Consider the following 18,451-nt stretch of genomic DNA (forward strand, 5'->3'; position numbering starts at 1 on the left):
ATAAGGAGGCAGACAAGATGACTGAAGAATTCAATGAATCAATGATTAACGAAATTAAAGAAGGGGATAGAGTTACTGGTGAAATTCAAGAAATTGAAGATAAACAAGTAATTGTACATGTTAATGGAGGTAAATTTAACGGTATTATCCCTATAAGTCAACTTTCAACACATCATATTGATAATCCTAGTGATGCTGTTAAAGTTGGTGACGAAATCGGTGCATATGTCACAAAAGTGGAATATGACGAAGAAAATGAGACAGGTGCTTATATCTTATCAAAACGTCAATTAGAAACTGAAAAATCATATGAATTTTTACAAGAAAAATTAGATAATGATGAAATCATCGAGGCTAAAGTCACTGAAGTTGTAAAAGGTGGTTTAGTAGTAGATGTTGGTCAAAGAGGATTTGTACCAGCTTCATTAATTTCAACTGATTTCATCGAAGATTTCTCTCATTTTGAAGGACAAGTTCTAAAATTAAAAGTTGAAGAACTAGATCCAGCAAATAATCGCGTCATTCTTAGTCGTAAAGTTGTAGAAGCATTAGAAAATGCTGAGAAAAAAGATGACTTACTCAATAATCTTAATGAAGGCGATGTCATAGAAGGTAAAGTTGCACGCTTAACAAACTTTGGTGCGTTTATCGATATTGGTGGTGTAGATGGACTTGTACATGTTTCCGAACTATCACATGAGCATGTTAAATCACCAGAAGATGTTGTTTCAATTGGCGATCAAGTCAAAGTGAAAGTAAAATCTGTTGATAAAGATTCTGAACGTATTTCATTATCAATTAAAGATACGTTACCAAGCCCGTTTGAATCGTTAAGAGGAGAAGTCAATGAAGGTGAAGAAATCGAAGGTAAAGTTGTCAGACTTACAAGCTTTGGTGCCTTTGTTGAAATCAAACCTGGTGTGCAAGGTTTAGTTCATATTTCAGAAATCAGTCATTCTCACATCGGTACACCTGGTGAAGTATTAGAACCAGGACAAGTTGTCAGTGTTAAAATACTCAGTGTCGATATTGACAATGAACGTATTTCACTTTCTATTAAAGCAACATTACCTGACGAAAATGTTGTTGAAAGTGATAGTGAAACAACACAATCATATTTAGATAATAATGAAGACGAAGACAATCCAACACTAGGTGATGTTTTCGGAGATAAACTTAAAGATATTAAGTTTTAATAATTATCATAAGACTAAAAATAAATCTTGTCCTATTTTTACGTTAGGGCAAGATTTATTTTTTTAGTATACATATCAATCAATAAATTAATTGTATTTCATGAAAGTCATTTAAATTGATTCATTAATAATTTCTTTTGAAATACTTACCCCGTATGATAGAATTATAGAGATTAAAAAAGAGAGGAAGTTAGTTATGACTAAACCTATAGTTGCTATTGTAGGAAGACCCAATGTTGGAAAGTCTACAATTTTTAACAGAGTCGTAGGTGAACGTGTCTCAATTGTTGAAGATACACCAGGTGTGACTCGTGACAGAATTTATTCATCAGGCGAATGGTTAACTCATGATTTCAATATCATTGATACTGGAGGTATTGAAATAGGTGATGCACCATTCCAAACACAGATTAGAGCGCAAGCAGAAATTGCCATAGATGAAGCTGATGTCATTATTTTTATGGTAAATGTTAGAGAAGGTTTAACACAAAGTGATGAAATGGTAGCTCAAATGCTATACAAATCTAAAAAGCCCGTTGTATTGGCAGTGAATAAAGTTGATAATCCTGAAATGCGAAATGAAATTTATGATTTTTATTCACTAGGTTTTGGAGATCCATATCCAATTTCTGGTTCACATGGTTTAGGATTAGGTGATTTATTAGATGAAGTAGTTAAAAATTTCAAAGAAGAAGAGCCCGATCCATATGACGAGGATACAATTCGTTTATCAATTATTGGTCGCCCTAACGTAGGTAAGTCGAGCTTAGTTAACGCGATTTTAGGTGAAAATCGAGTCATAGTATCCAATGTTGCTGGAACAACTCGAGACGCTGTTGATACTGAATATAGCTATGACGATCAAGATTATGTGCTCATAGATACTGCTGGTATGCGTAAAAAGGGTAAAGTATATGAAAATACAGAAAAGTACTCAGTTTTACGTGCACTTAAAGCGATAGAGCGATCAAACGTTGTTTTAGTAGTTATCGATGCTGAACAAGGTATCATAGAACAAGACAAGCGTGTTGCTGGCTATGCGCACGAAGAAGGAAAAGCGATTGTTATCGTTGTCAATAAATGGGATGCTGTAGATAAAGAAACAAATACTATGAAGAAATTCAAGGACGAAGTACGCAAAGAATTTCAATTTTTAGATTACGCACAAATCGCTTTTGTTTCAGCAAAAGAACAAAAAAGATTATCTACGCTATTCCCGTATATTTTGGAAGCGAGTGAAAACCATAAAAAACGTGTTCAAAGTTCAACATTAAATGAAGTAATTACAGATGCAATTTCTATGAATCCTACACCAACAGATAAAGGTCGTCGATTAAACGTATTTTATGCTACACAAGTTGCAATAGAACCTCCAACATTTGTTGTGTTTGTAAATGACGTAGAATTAATGCATTTTTCTTATAAACGTTATCTTGAAAATCAAATCAGAGCTGCCTTTGGATTTGAAGGTACACCTGTACACATCATAACTAGAAGAAGAAATTAATAAATGGAGGGGTTACATGTCTAATATAGCTGTCTTTGGTACTGGGAGTTTCGGTACGGCATTAGCAAATGTCTTAGCTGAAAACGGGCATCAAGTATTAATGTGGGGAAAAAATGAAAAGACTGTTAATGAAATAAATGAATTTCATACAAACACTAAATATCTTAAAAATGCACAACTTGAATTATCAATTAACGCAACAACAGATATTCATAAAGCAATAGCGCATTCAGATGTATATCTCATGGCTTTACCTACAAAAGCGATGAGGGAAGTTGCAAGTGAAATTGATTCACACTTAACATCGAAAAAAACTTTTATCCATGTTGCTAAAGGAATAGAAAACGATACTTATAAACGCGTCTCTGAAATGTTAGAAGACTCAATTAGCTCTGAACATAATGCAGGTATTGGTGTACTATCAGGTCCAAGCCATGCTGAAGAGGTTGTTATCAAACAACCAACTACAGTGGCTGCTTCTTCTAAATCACCAGAAGTGAGTAAACTAGCTCAAGATTTATTTATGAATGATTATTTAAGAGTTTATACGAATGACGATTTAGTAGGCGTAGAATTGGGTGGCGCATTAAAAAATATTATAGCTGTTGCAAGCGGTGTAATTTCAGGCATGGGCTTCGGAGACAATGCCAAAGCGGCATTAATGACTAGAGGTTTAGCTGAAATAAGTCGACTTGGTGAAAAATTAGGCGCAGATCCACTGACATTTTTAGGTTTAGGTGGTATTGGCGATTTAATTGTAACGTGCACGTCTACTCATTCTAGAAATTATACATTAGGGTATAAATTAGGTGAAGGTAAATCACTAGAAAAAGCATTAGAAGAAATGAATATGGTGGTTGAAGGTGTATATACTACAAAATCAGTTTATAATTTAGCTAAAGAACATCATATTGATATGCCAATTACAACTGCATTATATAGAGTTTTGTTTGAAAATCAACCTGTTGATGAAAGCGTCAAAGACTTAATGGGACGGGGCAAAAAGGCCGAATAAGATAGAACTATTACACTTTTTTGCAAATATATAACAATTTGATATTAAAATCCTATTAATTCAACGTTTTTTACACATAAATCATTGCAGTTGCAGTATTCGTTGTGTTAAAGTCATACCATAATGATATTAAGTTATCATTATAAACCCTAGGGGAGGTGAATTCATAATGAACAAAACAGATTTAATCAATGCTGTTGCAGAACAAGCTGATTTAACTAAAAAAGAAGCTGGTTTAGCTGTAGATGCAGTATTCGAATCAATTCAAACATCACTTTCTAAAGGTGAAAAAGTACAATTAATTGGATTCGGTAATTTCGAAGTACGTGAACGTGCTGCTCGTAAAGGACGTAATCCACAAACTGGTAAAGAAATTGATATCCCTGCAAGCAAAGTTCCAGCATTCAAAGCTGGTAAAGCTTTAAAAGATGCAGTTAAATAATTCTTTACTTAAAAGTGAAGCCCTTGTTACAGGGGCTTTTTTTCTTTTGGTAAAAACTTTTAAATACAAATAAAAATAGATTGTAAACTAAGTCTCTTAATATGGTATCATTCGATATGATGATATGATATTAAGAGATTTTTAAAGTGATCAAACATCAATTTAGTTTTTATAAAGATAATAAACAAACATAATTCATTTATTTTTATAATTTTTACTATTCACAAAATACATAAAACGTATATATTTATCACTTTGAAAACCGTTGATTTTAATTTTCCCTATATAATGTTAATATGTATATTGATAATAACGTGAGGTGTGAACATGGAAACGACATTAAGTATTTTTGAAAAACAAATTACCCAACGCTTGAAAGGTATACATCATTATGACGCTATTTATATAAATGAAGTATTAGCAAAAATCCTTGATTCTTATGATATACCTGAAGATGCTAAATTAGCTTGCCTCACTATAGATACTGCGATGCGTCATTTAGATGAGGTTTCCAAAAATTTATCCTCTAAGAAAGCCATTTTGATTGGTGATTTACTAAGCGCTCACTTTTATACATTATTAGCGAAGTTACATGATCCAATTTTTCAAAAGCAAATTAGTTCAGCGATTGTTGAAATTAATGAAATGAAATCCTCCATCCATAACGGAGTGATTCCCAAAGAAGAAATCGGTCATTTTATTTTAAAAATCGAAAATAAATTTCCACTTATTACTATCAATCGATACGTACCAAACATAGAAACAACAGATATCAATCAAAAATTATTAACAAACTTATTAGAAAATCATCCTTCGTATTTAAAAAAATATTCGAAAGATGAACTAAATACATTTTTAGAAGAAATTAAATTAGAAATTAATTAAAAAAGAGGTAATCAATGATGGCAGATAATAAAGCAAAAAAAGAACAAGTACATAACGTTTTTCAAAATATTTCTGGAAAATATGATCGCCTAAACAACATCATCAGCTTTGAACAACACAAGACATGGAGAAAACGCGTTATGAAAGAAATGAATGTTAAAGATGGTAGCAAAGCATTAGATGTTTGTTGCGGAACGGCAGACTGGACCATTTCTTTAAGCAAAGCAGTCGGTCCTTCTGGTGAAGTATTAGGTGTAGATTTTAGTGAAAACATGCTTGAAGTAGGTAAAAAGAAAACAGCGGACATGCAAAATATCCAACTCATTCATGGTGATGCAATGCATTTACCATTCGAGGATAATGAATTTGATTATGTCACAATTGGCTTTGGTTTACGTAATGTACCTGATTACCTTGCAACGCTTAAAGAACTAAATCGAGTTTTAAAACCTGGTGGAATGGTTGTTTGCTTAGAAACAAGTCAACCAACTGCTCCAATATTTAAACAATGTTATAAATTATACTTTAAATTTGTAATGCCTATATTTGGTAAAATATTTGCGAAATCGAAAGATGAATATGAATGGTTACAGCAATCTACTTTTGATTTTCCAGACAAAGAAAAATTAAAACGTTTATTTTCACAAGCAGGATTTAGTAATATTAAGGTACGTAGCTTCACTGGTGGCGTTGCAGCGATGCACCTAGGCTATAAATAAAAATGAAACAACCAAAGGTGATGACTGTGTCAAAGTTAAATATGAACAATGAAATTAAAATAATTGAACAGCGATTGGAAGAAGCATTAATAAGTAAGGATCAAATCTTAGAAGATGCTTCTTATCATTTATTTTCATCAGGCGGAAAACGTGTAAGACCTGCCTTTGTAATATTAAGTAGTCAATTTGGCGAAGAAATTAATGAAGATGTCTATCGTGTTGCTGTAGCACTCGAATTAATCCATATGGCTACTTTAGTACATGATGATGTTATTGACAAAAGTGATAAACGTCGCGGTAGTTTAACGATTGCCAAAAAATGGGATCAAGACACTGCAATTCTCACAGGTAATTTTCTATTAGCTGTCGGTTTAGAACATATTTCAAATATTGAGGATAACCGAGTACATAAAGTGATATCTAGTGCAATTGTCGAAGTATGCATGGGTGAATTGTACCAGTTTCAAGATCAATTCAATGCACATCAAACAATTACTAATTATTTAAGAAGAATCAAACGTAAAACTGCATTGCTTATACAATTATCAACAGAAGTTGGAGCAATTGCTTCACATGCTGATGCCAAAACGGTTCGTAATTTGAAAATGATTGGTCATTATATTGGTATGAGTTTTCAAATCGTTGACGATATTCTAGATTTTACTAGTACTGAAAAGAAATTAGGAAAACCAGTGGGCAGTGATTTAATGAACGGCCATTTAACGTTACCAGTATTGTTAGAAATGCGTAAAAATCCTGAGTTTAAATCACAAATAGAACAACTTGGCCCAAACAGTGATCAATCCTTATTTGATAAATGTATACAAACCGTTAAACATTCTGATGTGATAAAACAATCACAAGCAATTAGCGATAGATATTTAGATAAAGCGCTTCATCTTATTGATCAATTAGAAAAAGATGATGCTAAACCAATATTTAAAAAAATTATTAAAAAAGTAGGGAAAAGAAACGTATAATAGTGTGAAAAGCATTGAAAGCGCTTAAATTAACTGTTAATATTATAATGTGCTTCAAGACATTATAATATTTTGTTTTGTATTTTTATAAAACTTACATCACTAACAGGGGGATAAACACACAATGGAAAGAACATTTTTAATGATTAAACCGGACGCGGTTCAACGTAATTTGATAGGTGAAATCGTTTCACGTATTGAACGTAAAGGACTAAAACTTGTAGGTGCTAAACTAATGACAGTACCTAAATCGCTTGCAGAAGAACATTATGCTGAACATACGGATAAACCATTCTATGGCAATTTAATCGACTTTATTACTTCTGCACCTGTATTTGCAATGGTTGTAGAAGGTGAAGATGCAGTACATATTGCGCGTCACATTATTGGATCAACAAATCCATCAGAAGCTACACCTGGTACAATCAGAGGAGACTTTGGTTTAACTGTAGGCAGAAACATTATTCATGGTTCAGATTCAGTTGAATCTGCTAATAAAGAAATCAATCTTTGGTTTAATGCAGAAGAATTAAGTGATTTTACAGAATCACGTGAAGCATGGTTATACGAATAATCATCGTTGAATCTATACACCATTACTTGTAAGATGATATGCGTTATTAACTTAATTATTTAATACGCTCAACAATAAAGATAAAAAATAATAGTAAAAATGCGATTCATGGTCGTATCCGTAAAATCAAAACACTTTCGTTGTATTCATAATAAAATGAATTTATGCGAAGGTGTTTTTTTGTATAAAAGTTGCAATTGCATTCTAAAGTGAAGTCGTTTAATATCTTAAGTTATTACTGAATTTTAGACAGATGTTATAGTTGTATGTAAGGAAATCTTATAAAGTTTAGTTATTTGAAATTTTTCTGTTAATTTGAACAATTGAATGTGATAAGATAAGGAACATATAATCATTTAAAGTACTAAAGAACGGAGTGGGTAAATAATGAGATATTTAACTTCAGGAGAATCACATGGTCCGCAACTAACAGTAATTATTGAAGGTGTGCCAGCAAATTTAGAAATTCGTGCTGCCGATATAAATGAAGAAATGTTTAAACGTCAAGGTGGATACGGTAGAGGTAGACGCATGCAAATTGAAAAAGATAGTGTTGAAATTGTATCTGGGGTACGTAACGGATATACGCTTGGTAGTCCAATCACGCTTATTGTCACAAATGATGATTTTAAACATTGGAGAAAAATCATGGGCGCTGATCCTATTAGCGATGAAGATCAAGAAAACATGAAGCGCGTAATTACAAAACCACGTCCAGGTCATGCCGATTTAATCGGCGGTATGAAATATAATCATCGAGACTTAAGAAATGTATTAGAGCGTTCTTCTGCTAGAGAAACTGCTGCGCGAGTGGCTGTAGGTGCTGTATCGAAAATATTACTAAAGCAACTCGATATTCATTTTTATAGTAGAGTTATGGAAATTGGTGGTATTAAAGATGATTTAGCTTATGACCTTGAAACAATCAAATCTAATATTGATAAAAATGATGTCCGTGTGATTAATGATGATATTGCTCAACAAATGAGAGATAAAATTGATGACGCCAAAAAGGCAGGAGATACTATTGGCGGCGTTGTACAAACTATTATTGAAGGAGTACCAATTGGTATCGGCAGTTATGTACATTATGACCGTAAATTAGATGGTAGAATTGCTCAAGGGGTTGTAAGTATTAATGCTTTTAAAGGCGTCAGTTTTGGAGAAGGATTTAAAGCAGCCGAAAAACCTGGCAGTGAAATACAAGATGAAATACTTTATGATACAAACAATGGTTATTACAGAGGATCAAATCATTTAGGTGGTTTTGAAGGTGGTATGTCTAACGGAATGCCTATTGTTGTCAATGGTGTTATGAAACCAATTCCAACATTATATAAACCGCTAAATTCAGTAGATATTAATACTAAAGAATCTTTTAAAGCTTCTGTTGAACGCTCTGATAGTTGTGCCGTTCCAGCTGCAAGTGTTGTAGTAGAAAATGTCGTTGCTTTTGAACTTGCAAAAGCATTATTAGAAGAATTCCAATGTAATCATATCGAGCAATTAAAATCACAAATTGAAGAACGCCGCTTGTTGAATATTGAATACTAAATTATAAGATTAGCCAGGTGATATCGATGAAATTACAAACTACGTATGAGACTAATAATTATCCTATTATCATAGAACATAACGCGCTAAAACATTTACGTCATTACATTGAAAATTACAAAGATATTGTACTAGTCGTAGATAATACAATTGCTCAAAAATGGGATGATACATTAGAATTTATTACATCTGAATACGATGCTCACATGTTGGCTGTACCGTCAGGTGAGTCTACAAAATCTCTAGATTATTATGCAGAGACTATAGAAACATTATTGAGCAAAAATTTGACTAGAAATACTTGCATCATTGCAGTAGGTGGTGGCGCTACCGGTGATTTCGCTGGATTTTTAGCTGCTACCCTATTGAGAGGCGTTGATTTTATCCAAGTACCTACGACGATATTAGCACATGATTCTAGTGTTGGTGGTAAAGTGGGAATCAATTCAAAACACGGTAAAAATTTAATTGGTGCATTTTATAGACCAACTGCGGTTATCTATGATTTGAATTTTCTCTCAACGCTTCCTTATACAGAAATATTGAGTGGTTACGCTGAAGTATATAAACATGCATTGTTAACTGATGCCGATGCAGTACGTAATATTGAATCACATTTTTATGATAAGACAACGTTAGCGTCATTAGATGAAATGGAATATTATATTTATAAAGGCATAGAGACAAAGTTAAATATTATTGTAAAAGATGAAAAAGAATCAAACGTTCGTAAATTTTTAAATTTAGGACATACTTTTGGTCATGCCGTTGAATACACATTTAAAATACCACACGGTCATGCCGTGATGATTGGCATTCTTTTTCAATTCATCGTATCGAACCATATTTTAAACCAAAAATTTGATATTTTACATTACGTCAATTATTTAAGTTCTCTAGATTATCCATTAAATATCATCAATACCTTCAAATTCGATTCACTTTATGAATTAATGTTAAGAGATAAGAAGAATGACCAACAAGGCGTACAGATGGTTTTATTAGAAGGTATAGGAAATCCTGTGGTTAAACATGTCGATAAATCCACTTTAGTAGAGAGTTTCACGACATTACAAACATATTTTAAAAAGTAGGTGGCATAATTGGTTAATAGTAAAACAATTGATATAAATGGTCCTCTGATTGGAGAAATAGAAGTTCCAGGAGATAAGTCAATGACACATAGAGCGATTATTTTAAGCTCATTAGCATCAGGTAGGTCAACGATATATAAACCCTTACTTGGTGAAGATTGTATTCGTACAGTAGAAATTTTCCGTCTACTTGGTGTCGAAATAGAAATTTTAGAAGATAAAATTGAAATAAACTCACCTGGATATAAATTTTTCCGAACACCACATCAAGTACTCTATACTGGCAATTCTGGAACGACGACACGTTTAGTTGCTGGATTATTATGCGGACTAGGCATTGAAGCAGTCCTTTCTGGTGATGCTTCTATTGGTAAAAGACCGATGGATCGAATTATGAAACCTCTAACGTTAATGAATGCAGATATTTCAGGCGTGAATCATAACTTTACGCCTTTAATCATCAAACCTGCTCAAATTAAAGGCATATCATACCAAATGGAAGTCGCAAGTGCTCAAGTTAAAAGTGCAATATTATTTGCAAGCTTGTTTGCAAACGAAAAAACAACGATTTCTGAAATAGGTATAACGCGCAATCATACAGAAACAATGTTTGAACATTATCAAATTCCGATTACTTACAATGATAAAATGATTCAATTACCTGAAAATAGTATTGAACATATTACTGCAACTGATTTTCACGTACCTGGGGACATTTCCTCAGCTGCATATTTCATTGTTGCAGGGTTGATAACTCCAGGAAGTGATATTACAATTCACAATGTTGGCATAAATCCAACACGTTCAGGTATCATAGATATCGTGACACAAATGGATGGCAATATAACTTTATTCAATCAAACTAATGGTTCAGAACCTACCGCTTCAATACGCGTACAATATACACCAAATATGAAGCCTATCCATATTGAAGGTGAATTGGTACCAAGAGCGATTGATGAATTACCAGTTATCGCCTTACTTTGTACTCAAGCAAATGGAACAAGTATTATAAAAGAGGCGGAAGAATTAAAGGTCAAAGAAACCAATCGTATTGACACTACGGCAAACATGTTGAATTTATTAGGTTTCACCTTGCAACCAACAAGTGACGGCATGATTATCCATCCATCAAGATTGGAACAAACTGCCACAGTGGATAGCTTTACTGATCATCGCATTGGTATGATGCTTGCTGTAACTTCTTTACTAACTAGTGATACATTAACGATTGATCAATTTGATGCAGTCAATGTTTCCTTCCCAGGTTTCTTAGCTAAATTTAATCAATTAGAAAAAGAGGGATAAAGTATGGAAGATATCTATAAACTTATAGATGATATCAACTTACAAAAACTAGATAACTTAGATACACGGGTAAATGACGCGCTAAGTTCTCCAAAAGACGATGCGCTCTTTATACTCGGTGAAACATTATATAACTTTGGACTAATGCCACAAGGTCTTGAAGTATTTCGTACACTTTATCACAAATACCCAGATGAAAGTGAACTGTTAATTTATTTCATTGAAGGACTGATTGCGGAAGATCAAACGGATGAAGCATTAGAATATTTAAGCACTGTTGAACTATCTACAGAACGTTTGATGCTAGAAGCAGATTTATACCAACAATTAAATATGCTTGAAGTGGCTATAGATAAATTAGTAGAAGCTATTGATATTGAACCAAACGACCCAATCATACATTTCGCATTGGCAGAATTACTTTATTTTGATGGTCAATATTTACGTGCTTCTTCAGAATATGAAACGGTATTAGAAACGGGAGAATATCAAATCAATAATGTTAATTTATTCTCACGTTTAGCTGATTGTAGCTTACAAAGTGGAAATTATAGTGATGCCATCACAATGTTTAATGAAATCAGCGAAGATGAAATGGATTCAGAAATATACTTCAAAAAAGCCATTGCTTATGAAAAAAATGACTTAACACAGGAAGCTATCAAATTAGTGCAAACACTATTATCAAAAGATCCAGACTTCCTACAGGGCTACTTTTATCTACAACAATTATATGAAAACGAGCATAATCATGCAGATGCCATTGAAATTGGTAAAGAAGGATTGCGCTTGAGTCAATTTTATAAAGAATTAATGGTATCAACAGGTAGTATTCAAATAGAACACGGAGATGCTAATGAAGGTGTACAATTGTTACTACAAGCCTTAGACGTAGATAATGCTTATCAAGAACCACTTTTAATCTTGAGTGATTTCTTTAGACAAGAAGAAGATTACGATTCAATTATTAGCTTATTACAATATGTAGATGAAGAAGATTTAGATCCCGTATTTATGTGGCATGTAGCACATGCTTTAGGTCAAGAAGAGCGAGATAAAGAAGCACAACATTTCTTTGAATTAGCCTATCCAACCATGAGAACGCAATCAGCATTTTTAAGTGATTATTATTTCTATTTAGTTGAAATAGGTTATATAGAACAAGCACAACAAATCTTAAAGCAATTGCTAGAAATAGACCCATCGAACGAAACTTGGCATGATGAAGCTGAAAGATTGCAATCATTCTAAAAAGTAAAGAAGGTGAGTATATTGACTGATACCTTACAACAATTAAAAGCAAGTTTTATAGAATACGTATTATTTCAGTATCGTTTTAAATCTCGAATTAGTGTATGGGTATTAAATTTGATAAAATCCTCACCTGAACTTTTACAAAAAATATACTTTGTAGATGAGCAAATTCCCAGTCATAACACTTTAGAAATTGCAACTGTGAATACAGACAACATCGCCATAAAACTTATAGTAGAGGATCAACAATATATTAATAATGAAAAAATATTTGACTATATCGCAAATCAAAATATCTTTTTTGATATCAAATTATATTTAAATAAAGAAGATTCTAGAGATACGAAATTAGACGATTTATTGTTAACACAATTACTTCACTCTCCATATTATGCCGTATATATTCAAGATATATATGGTTTGCCATTATCAAAAAAAAGTGAATCATCTATTATCAAATATTTACAAGACAATATTGACTTAAGTCTGCAACTTCAGGATAGAGCTTTATTTTATCAATTATCTCAAATCCTAAATACATTTAAGTTGAGGAATCTTAATACATTATCGAAGGATTGACTATATGAACATTTACTCACTATGGCAACTTATCATTTTTAATAAAGGTATGCTGTATTTCTTATTAATATGTAATTTATTAGGCACAGTTTACGGGTATATTTGGTACGGTTCACAAATGAGTGCTACACCTTGGCAATTTATACCATTTGTACCTGATAGTCCAACTGCATCATTATTTTTATGTATTGCTATTCTAGGGTTGATTGTTAACAAGAACTTACCAATCATCGAAGCACTCGCTTTTGTCACATTAATCAAGTATGGAGTATGGGCTGTAATTATGAATATCATTCTTTTTATTCAATACGATATGATTACAATTACAGGTTGTATGTTGATACTTTCTCACGGCATTATGGCAATTGAAGGTTTTATTTTTTATCCAAGATTTAAAGTGACGATTTCTGCCTTTTTCGTAGCGATGATATGGGTGTTTCATAATGACATTATCGATTATGTATTTATGCAATATCCTTTTTATGATTTTATTGCAAGTCACATTGAAGCAATTGCATACTTAGCATTCTGGTTAAGCGTTATACCTTTAGTTTTATATTTAAGTTTAACTCTATTTAAAAAAGATAAAATATTTGACCATTATTAACGTCCACAGTAAAATGTTTATAAAGGAGTGAGGATTTTTGTCTTTTATTTATATGATTATATACTTTGTTATTTTAATGGTTCTGCCTCTATGGGCACAACACAAGGTTAAATCTAACTATGAAAAGTATTCTCAAGTGAGATCAACTAGTGGGAAAACAGGGCGTGAAGTAGCGCTTGAAATACTCCATTCAAATGGAATTTATGATGTAGATGTTGTCGAAGGTAAAGGATTTCTAACAGATCACTATGATCCTAGTAAAAAAGTTCTTGTCTTATCACCAGCAAACTTCAATAGACCTTCAGTTGCTGGTACAGCAATTGCAGCCCATGAAGTAGGACATGCTATACAGCATGCCCAAGGATATTTCTTCTTAAGATTTAGAACTTCATTAGTACCTTTAGCAAATATTGGTAGTTCTTTAGGTTACATGGCAGTGTTTGCTGGTATTGTTTTAACGAGTTTACAGAGTACATTGGGTTCAACTGCACTTTGGATAGGAATTGCATTAATGTCATTCGCAGTATTGTTCTCAATTGTTACCTTGCCAGTCGAATTTGATGCTAGTAGTAGAGCAATGAAACAAATTAAAAGCTTAGATATTGTTAATGAAAAAGAATATCGCCATGCAAAAAAAGTATTATCAGCTGCTGCAATGACTTACGTTGCATCCACTGCTGTAGCATTAGCAGAACTTGCACGTTTCATTTTAATCGCTAGATCAAGTGAATAATTTATCCATGCAAATGAGACAGAAATATAAATTATTTAAATTTATTTCACTGTTTCACAACGCTTAGGTTGATAAAATTAGGATAAGAGGTTGAGGCAATCATTTTGCCCAATCTCTTTTTTTATGTATAAAATTATTTTTTTTTTAAATATAGATTTTAAATGGTGACTTTCTTTACATCTATTATTGTTATACCTCAGCATATCATATTATCATTTAATTTAACTACTTAATTCATATTGAATAGTGTATAAAGGTTGCAGGAATAATGCATGAATCATAGAATTAGTCTATACTATAAAAGAAACTGATAGAATGAGAGGCGTTTATCATGAAATCGATGAAAGACATGCAAACAGAAGTAGATGACTATATAAATCAATTTAAAACTGGCTACTTTTCACCTCTAGCAAATCTCGCAAGGTTATCAGAAGAAGTAGGAGAGTTATCAAGAGAAATCAATCATTTTTATGGAGAAAAAAAGAAAAAAGATAGTGAAGCTGCAAACACGGTAAAGGCAGAACTTGGAGATAATTTATTCGTGTTACTATGTATAGCTAATTCCTTAGATATAGATATGACTGAAAGTTTTAACGAAACAATGGATAAGTTTAATACACGAGATAAAAATCGTTTTGAAAGAAAATAGATTGATATTGTTTAAGAAAGGATGTGCCACCTATGAAAATAGGAATTACATGTTACCCTTCTATGGGTGGTTCTGGAATTATCGCCACTGAGTTGGGTATCAAATTAGCAGAAAGAGGACATGATATCCATTTTATAACATCGAATATACCTTTTAGAATTAGAAAACCTTTACCTAATATTACATTTCATCAAGTTGAAGTGAATCAATATGCTGTATTCCAATATGCACCTTACGATATTACCTTAAGTACCAAGATTGCTGAAGTAATCAATGAATATGACCTAGATTTATTACATATGCATTATGCCGTACCGCATGCTGTTTGTGGTATCTTAGCAAAACACATGTCTGGTAAAGACATTAAAATAATGACTACCCTACATGGCACTGATATTACAGTATTGGGATATGATCACTCATTAAAAAATGCGATTAAATTTGGTATAGAAGGTAGCGATGTAGTGACAAGTGTCAGTAAATCACTTGCAGAACAAACGACTGATATTATTGAAACAGATAAAACAATCATTCCAATTTATAATTTCGTTAGAGAAAATGAATTCCCTACAAAACATTCAATGCCAACTGAATCTGATATCAAATTAAAAGCTTGTTACGGGATAGAACCTGAAGAAAAAGTGATTATTCACGTTTCTAATTTTAGAGCAGTCAAACGAATTGATACAGTCATTGAAACTTTCGCAAAGATACACCAAAAATTGCCATCAAAACTTATTTTATTAGGTGATGGACCTCAATTAATGGATATGAAAGCAAAAGCACGTGAATTAGACATTGAACATGCTGTGTTATTTTTAGGTAAACAAAATTGGGTGAGTGAATTTTATCAAATATCAGATTTAGTATTATTATTAAGTGAGAAGGAAAGCTTTGGTCTCACATTGCTAGAAGCAATGAAATCAGGTGTACTTCCAATTGGCTCTACAGCTGGAGGTATCAAAGAAGTAATTAAACATAACGAAACAGGTTTTATAGTAAATATTGGTGATAGTGATACAGCCAGTACGTATGCGTTACAATTGTTGACAAATGATGAACTTTATAAAAAAATGCAGCAGCAAATGCTGGATGATGTTGCTGAACGTTTTTCATCAGATTTAATTGCAGACCAATATGAATATTATTATAAAAAAATGTTAGAGGTTAATCATGACTAAAACATTATTCGAACAAGCAAAACCAATATTAAAAACTTTACAATCTAACCATTACCAAGCATTTTTTGTTGGGGGTTCTGTGAGAGATTATCTAATGCATAAAACAATACACGATATTGATATTACTACGAGTGCGACGCCTGAAGAAGTAGAAGCTATTTTCGAAAAGACAATTCCTATAGGTAGAGAACATGGCACAGTCAATGTTGTCTATAATGGTGAACACTATGAAGTAACAACATTTCGTGCAGAAGGTGATTATGATGATCATCGAAGACCTAACGAAGTCTTTTTTGTGCGTGAATTATATGAGGATGTTAAAAGACGTGATTTCACAATGAATGCAATAGCTATGGACGCCGATTTTCATATTCACGACTACTTCAATGGTCAACAAGATATTGAAAATCACATAATTAGAACCGTAGGCAATGCGCATGAACGTTTTAACGAAGACGCGTTAAGGATTATTCGAGGTCTACGTTTTCAAGCACAATTAGGATTTGCATTAGAAAATGAAACTTTTTATGGTATGAAATCACATATCCATGATATTAAATATTTATCAATTGAACGAATTGTGGTTGAACTAAAAAAACTCACTTCTGGTAAGTATGTAGTCCATAGTTTTGAAAACTTACAGTACTTGAATGCATTTAATTACATTCCTTTTTTCAAACATTATAAACTAAATGATTTTATTTTAGATGAAGCCATTCCGTTCACTTTATTTGTAGCTTTATTGAAAGCACAACAACCTTTAGTAAATGGTGCGCTTAATGATTTAAAAATTAGTAATAATGAAAAAAAGTATATAGGTAAATTAGAACGGCTACTTAATCAATTACCCAATATTAAATCTAAATCAGACTTTAAAATACTTCTTTATGATTATGGTGAACAAGATATACTATTAATATTAAATTTCATTGATTTACATATTAAAAACCATTTACCTTCTTTTTCACCGCTTATTATAAATATACAATCTGTAAAAGAAGAATCTAAAAAGTTACCTATTCACTCAAGAAAGGATATTGATATTAATGGTAAAGATATCCTTGAGGCAGTTAATAAGCAAAGCGGTCCTTGGCTAAAAACACTATTGAGAGATATTGAGATTGCTATTATCAATAGAGATGTTCAAAATATTAAACCAGAAATCATTAGGTGGGTGAAGTCACATGTCGAAATACAGTAAAGATGTTATTCAAATCTTATATACAAACCAGTCAGAATATATTTCTGGACAGTTTATTGCAGAACATCTTTCAATTTCTCGAACAGCAGTCAAAAAAGTAATTGATCAACTTAAGCAAGAAGGGTGTGAAATTGAATCAATTAACCATAAAGGACATCGCTTAATTGAACTACCTGATAAATGGTATAGTGGGATTGTAGAACCTTTAATCGATGAACAAAAAATGTTTGATCATGTAGAGGTCAAAGCGCAAGTTGATTCCACACAGTTACTCGCCAAACAAAAATTAGTTGGAAACTCAAACACCTTTTTAATTTTAAGTGATGAGCAAACGAAAGGAAAAGGGCGCTTCAATAGACCATGGGATTCATCACGTGGCAAAGGATTATGGATGTCTCTTGTGTTACGTCCAAATGTCCCATTTGAAATGATAACAAAGTTTAACTTGTTTATAGCATTAGGTATCAGAGATACAATGCAACAATTTAGTAATGAGAGAGTTACGATTAAATGGCCAAACGATATCTATATTGATGGAAAAAAAGCTTGTGGATTTTTGACTGAAATGGTAGCTAATAGTGATGGTATAGAAGCGGTGATATGCGGTATTGGCATAAATATGAATCACTTGCCTGAAGATTTTCATGGTGAGTTGCAATCAAAGGCCACGAGCTTGAGAATACATGCTAACCAAAAAATACATCGTTATCATTTATTAGAGCAATTAATAAATCAGATTGAAAAACGTTACCATCAATTTTTAAGCCAGCCGTTTTCCACGATACGACATGAATACATTGAAGCTTCAAATATTTGGAATAGAACTTTAAAATTCACTGAAAATGGTCAACAATTTCAAGGTGAAGCTATAGATATTGATGAGCATGGTTATCTAATTGTCATTGATGAGCAACAGACACAACACAAACTCATGAGTGCAGATATAGAACTATAAATTTATAAGAAAAGGAGG

19 protein-coding genes are annotated in these 18,451 nt (G+C 32.4%); all 19 read left to right on the forward strand.

The features are described from left to right. The first annotated feature begins 17 nt into the window (after positions 1 to 17). The 19 genes from rpsA (at position 18) to KA833_RS09265 (ending at position 18,433) form a co-directional block, all read left to right on the forward strand. The gene (rpsA, locus tag KA833_RS09175; protein WP_210128477.1) at positions 18 to 1,196 is read left to right on the forward strand and encodes a 30S ribosomal protein S1; all 1,179 of its coding nucleotides are present in this window, start codon (positions 18 to 20) and stop codon (positions 1,194 to 1,196) included. A gap of 196 nt (positions 1,197 to 1,392) precedes the next feature. After that, the gene (gene der / locus KA833_RS09180) at positions 1,393 to 2,703 is read left to right on the forward strand and encodes a ribosome biogenesis GTPase Der (RefSeq protein WP_046208224.1); all 1,311 of its coding nucleotides are present in this window, start codon (positions 1,393 to 1,395) and stop codon (positions 2,701 to 2,703) included. 16 nt (positions 2,704 to 2,719) lie between these two features. Beyond that, the gene (locus KA833_RS09185; protein ID WP_064208936.1) at positions 2,720 to 3,718 is read left to right on the forward strand and encodes an NAD(P)H-dependent glycerol-3-phosphate dehydrogenase; all 999 of its coding nucleotides are present in this window, start codon (positions 2,720 to 2,722) and stop codon (positions 3,716 to 3,718) included. 169 nt (positions 3,719 to 3,887) lie between these two features. Beyond that, positions 3,888 to 4,160: an HU family DNA-binding protein gene (locus tag KA833_RS09190; protein ID WP_019468914.1), complete on the forward strand. Its 273-nt coding sequence runs from the start codon at positions 3,888 to 3,890 to the stop codon at positions 4,158 to 4,160. A 327-nt stretch (positions 4,161 to 4,487) separates the two neighbouring features. Beyond that, complete coding sequence (locus tag KA833_RS09195) at positions 4,488 to 5,045, forward strand: heptaprenyl pyrophosphate synthase subunit A (protein WP_046208226.1); 558 nt, start codon at positions 4,488 to 4,490, stop codon at positions 5,043 to 5,045. 17 nt (positions 5,046 to 5,062) lie between these two features. Then, positions 5,063 to 5,764 (forward strand): demethylmenaquinone methyltransferase, encoded by a 702-nt coding sequence (locus tag KA833_RS09200; protein WP_046208358.1) that lies wholly within the window; start codon positions 5,063 to 5,065, stop codon positions 5,762 to 5,764. Positions 5,765 to 5,790: 26 nt separating this feature from the next. Continuing rightward, positions 5,791 to 6,744 (forward strand): polyprenyl synthetase family protein, encoded by a 954-nt coding sequence (locus KA833_RS09205; protein ID WP_176745335.1) that lies wholly within the window; start codon positions 5,791 to 5,793, stop codon positions 6,742 to 6,744. Between the two features lie 124 nt (positions 6,745 to 6,868). Then, the gene (gene ndk / locus KA833_RS09210) at positions 6,869 to 7,318 is read left to right on the forward strand and encodes a nucleoside-diphosphate kinase (RefSeq protein WP_070038216.1); all 450 of its coding nucleotides are present in this window, start codon (positions 6,869 to 6,871) and stop codon (positions 7,316 to 7,318) included. Between the two features lie 387 nt (positions 7,319 to 7,705). After that, positions 7,706 to 8,872 carry a chorismate synthase gene (aroC, locus tag KA833_RS09215; RefSeq protein WP_210128478.1) on the forward strand — a complete coding sequence of 389 codons (1,167 nt, stop codon included), beginning with the start codon at positions 7,706 to 7,708 and terminating at the stop codon, positions 8,870 to 8,872. Positions 8,873 to 8,898: 26 nt separating this feature from the next. After that, positions 8,899 to 9,966, forward strand: a complete 1,068-nt coding sequence (aroB, locus tag KA833_RS09220; RefSeq protein ID WP_145381171.1) for a 3-dehydroquinate synthase — start codon at positions 8,899 to 8,901, stop codon at positions 9,964 to 9,966. Positions 9,967 to 9,975: 9 nt separating this feature from the next. After that, on the forward strand, positions 9,976 to 11,274 hold the full coding sequence (aroA, locus tag KA833_RS09225; protein ID WP_210128479.1) for a 3-phosphoshikimate 1-carboxyvinyltransferase: 1,299 nt from the start codon (positions 9,976 to 9,978) through the stop codon (positions 11,272 to 11,274). Between the two features lie 3 nt (positions 11,275 to 11,277). Continuing rightward, positions 11,278 to 12,525 (forward strand): tetratricopeptide repeat protein, encoded by a 1,248-nt coding sequence (locus tag KA833_RS09230; RefSeq protein ID WP_204180012.1) that lies wholly within the window; start codon positions 11,278 to 11,280, stop codon positions 12,523 to 12,525. A gap of 21 nt (positions 12,526 to 12,546) precedes the next feature. After that, on the forward strand, positions 12,547 to 13,107 hold the full coding sequence (locus KA833_RS09235; protein ID WP_046208233.1) for a YpiB family protein: 561 nt from the start codon (positions 12,547 to 12,549) through the stop codon (positions 13,105 to 13,107). Between the two features lie 4 nt (positions 13,108 to 13,111). Then, entirely contained in the window at positions 13,112 to 13,714 is a 603-nt protein-coding gene (locus KA833_RS09240; RefSeq protein WP_064208941.1) for a DUF1405 domain-containing protein, read from the forward strand. A 37-nt stretch (positions 13,715 to 13,751) separates the two neighbouring features. Further along, the gene (locus KA833_RS09245) at positions 13,752 to 14,447 is read left to right on the forward strand and encodes a zinc metallopeptidase (RefSeq protein ID WP_046208235.1); all 696 of its coding nucleotides are present in this window, start codon (positions 13,752 to 13,754) and stop codon (positions 14,445 to 14,447) included. A 331-nt stretch (positions 14,448 to 14,778) separates the two neighbouring features. Further along, positions 14,779 to 15,096: a nucleotide pyrophosphohydrolase gene (locus KA833_RS09250; RefSeq protein ID WP_192945977.1), complete on the forward strand. Its 318-nt coding sequence runs from the start codon at positions 14,779 to 14,781 to the stop codon at positions 15,094 to 15,096. A gap of 32 nt (positions 15,097 to 15,128) precedes the next feature. Then, a complete protein-coding gene (gene bshA / locus KA833_RS09255) occupies positions 15,129 to 16,277 on the forward strand; it encodes an N-acetyl-alpha-D-glucosaminyl L-malate synthase BshA (protein WP_210128480.1) in 1,149 nt (382 codons plus the stop codon). Beyond that, positions 16,270 to 17,478, forward strand: coding sequence for a CCA tRNA nucleotidyltransferase (locus KA833_RS09260; protein WP_210128481.1), 1,209 nt, complete (start codon positions 16,270 to 16,272; stop codon positions 17,476 to 17,478). Before bshA ends, KA833_RS09260 begins: the two co-directional genes overlap by 8 nt. After that, positions 17,462 to 18,433, forward strand: a complete 972-nt coding sequence (locus KA833_RS09265) for a biotin--[acetyl-CoA-carboxylase] ligase (protein ID WP_210128482.1) — start codon at positions 17,462 to 17,464, stop codon at positions 18,431 to 18,433. The genes KA833_RS09260 and KA833_RS09265 overlap by 17 nt, the downstream gene beginning before the upstream one ends. The last annotated feature ends 18 nt before the right edge of the window (positions 18,434 to 18,451 follow it).

This window comes from Staphylococcus sp. GDY8P67P (assembly GCF_017892545.1).
In the GTDB taxonomy this organism is placed as follows: Bacteria; Bacillota; Bacilli; order Staphylococcales; family Staphylococcaceae; genus Staphylococcus; species Staphylococcus ureilyticus.